This window comes from Streptomyces sp. CNP082, from assembly GCF_059570535.1.
The window spans coordinates 1-2,158 of record NZ_JCANSZ010000135.1; the positions used below are offsets into that span (position 1 = coordinate 1).

At 72.6% G+C, this 2,158-nt stretch carries 1 protein-coding gene; it reads right to left on the bottom strand.

The genetic code is table 11. From position 1 onward, the window contains the following. Positions 1–2,158, bottom strand: a 2,158-nt coding sequence (locus tag B124_RS36945; protein ID WP_496507397.1) for a SpnB-like Rossmann fold domain-containing protein, incomplete at both ends; no start/stop codon positions are given.

Consider the following 2,158-nt stretch of genomic DNA (forward strand, 5'->3'; position numbering starts at 1 on the left):
GTACGCCGTGTTCGGTGACGAGGTGGCGTGCGGTGAGGCTGGCGAGCCCGCCGGTGCCGCCGGTGATGAGAACCGTGCCGTCCGGGTCGAGCGGCCGGGGGAGGGTGAGGATCAGCTTCCCGGTGTGCCGGGCCTGGCTGAGGTAGCGGAGAGCGTGACGAGCCTGCCGTACGTCGAACGAGGTGGTCGGCAGGGGAGCCAGGTGGCCCTCGGCGAACAGCTCCGCCAGGTGGACCAGCATCTCCTGGATACGGTCCGGGCCCGCCTCGATCAGGTCGAAGTTCTGGTAGCGGACCTGGTGGTCCGACTCGACCGTCTGTGCGTCGCGGATGTCGGTCTTGCCCATCTCCAGGAACCGGCCGCCGGGGCGCATCAGGCGCAGCGAGGCGTCCGTGAACTCGTGCGCGAGCGCGTTGAGCACCACGTCGACACCCTGGTGCGGGGTGTGGGCGCGGAAGTGCTCTTCAAAGTCGAGGGACCGGCTGGACGCGACATGCTGGCCGTCCAGACCCTGCGCGTACAGGAGATGGTGTTTGGCGGGGCTGGCGGTGGCGTAGACGTCGGCGCCCCAGTAGCGGGCGAGCTGGAGTGCGGCGGAGCCGACGCCGCCGGTGGCGGCGTGCAGCAGCAGCGACTCGCCGGCCTCCAGCCCGCCGAGGTCCTTGAGCCCGTAGTACGCGGTGAGGTACGCCACCGGAATCCCGGCCGCGTCGGTGAAGGACCACCGGTCGGGGATGGCGGTGACCATACGGTGGTCGGTGACCGTCTGTGCGCCCACCCCGTTCGGGAACATGCCCATGACGCGGTCGCCGACCGCGACGTTGGCGACATCGGCGCCGACCTCGGTCACGACGCCGGCACCCTCGCTGGCGAGCAGCGCCTCGCCCGGGTACATGCCGAGAGTGATCAGGACGTCGCGGAAGTTGAGCCCGATGGCCCGTACCGCGACCCGCACCTGGTGCGGAGCCAACGCGTCGGGGAGATGGGGGTTGGGCAGGAAGGCCAGGTTGTCGAACGTGCCGGAGGCGGTCTTGTCCAGCCGCCAGGACTGCACGTCTGCGGGGATCTTCAGAGCATCGGCCGCGCCGTCGGCGGAGCGGGTCAGGCGGGGGACGAGGACCTGGTCGTGACGGACGGCGAGCTGCGGCTCACCGGTGGCCAGGGCATCGACCAGGTGGGGGACAGAGGCGGGATCGCCGCCGATGACGGTGTCGACGGCGGCGTCGGTGTCGATGAGGTGGATGCGGTCGGGGTTCTCGTTCTGGGCGGTGCGGATCAGGCCCCACAGCGGCGCGTGCGCCAGGTGGACGTCGTCGGCCGGGCCGGTGGCGACGGCGCGGTGGGTGAGGACGACGAGGCGGCGGCCGGTCTGGTCATTGCCGGCCAGCCAGTCCTGTACGTGGGTCAGCAGCGCCTCAGCCGCTGCGTGTGCGGCGGCGGGGCCGTCATCTTCGGCGGGAGCTGCGACGTAGAGGTCCACCTGCTCCGGTTCCACGCCCCCGGGCTGCTCGGCGGCGGTCGCGTTCCAGGCGAGGTGGAACAGGCTGTTGCGCGTCGCGGCGCCCGCGTGGGCGGTGCCGGTGAGCGCCGGGGCGTCGACCGGGCGGGAGTTGAGCGAGGTGACGGTGGCGACGGGTGCGCCGGAGGGGTCCCACGTGTGCAGGGTCAGGTCGTGGCCGTGCTCGCCGGTGGGGGTGAGGGTGGCGCGTAGCTCAGTGGCGCCGGTGGCGTGGACGGTGACGCCGGTCCACGCGAACGGCAGCCGTAGCTGGCCGTCGGCGTTGTCCTTGCCGATGTTCTCGGCCGCGAGCGGGTGGAGGGCGGCGTCGAGCAGGGCGGGGTGGATGGTATGCCCGGCGGCGTCGGTGTCCTCGGGGAGGGTGATCTCGGCGTGGAGAGTGCCGTCGGGGTGGGACCAGGCGGCGGTGACGCCCTGGAACGCGGGGCCGTACTCGTAGCCGGCGGCGGCGAGCCGGGGGTAGAGCTCGGTGACCTCAACGGGCTCGGCGCCGGGCGGCGGCCATTGGGTGAGCGCGGGGGCAGGGTTGGCCGCGGCGTCGGCGTCGGTGGTGAGGGTGCCGGTGGCGTGGTGGGTCCAGGGCTCCGGCTCGGTGTTGTCGGTGGTGTGGCGGCGGGAGTGGATCGTGACCTGCCACCG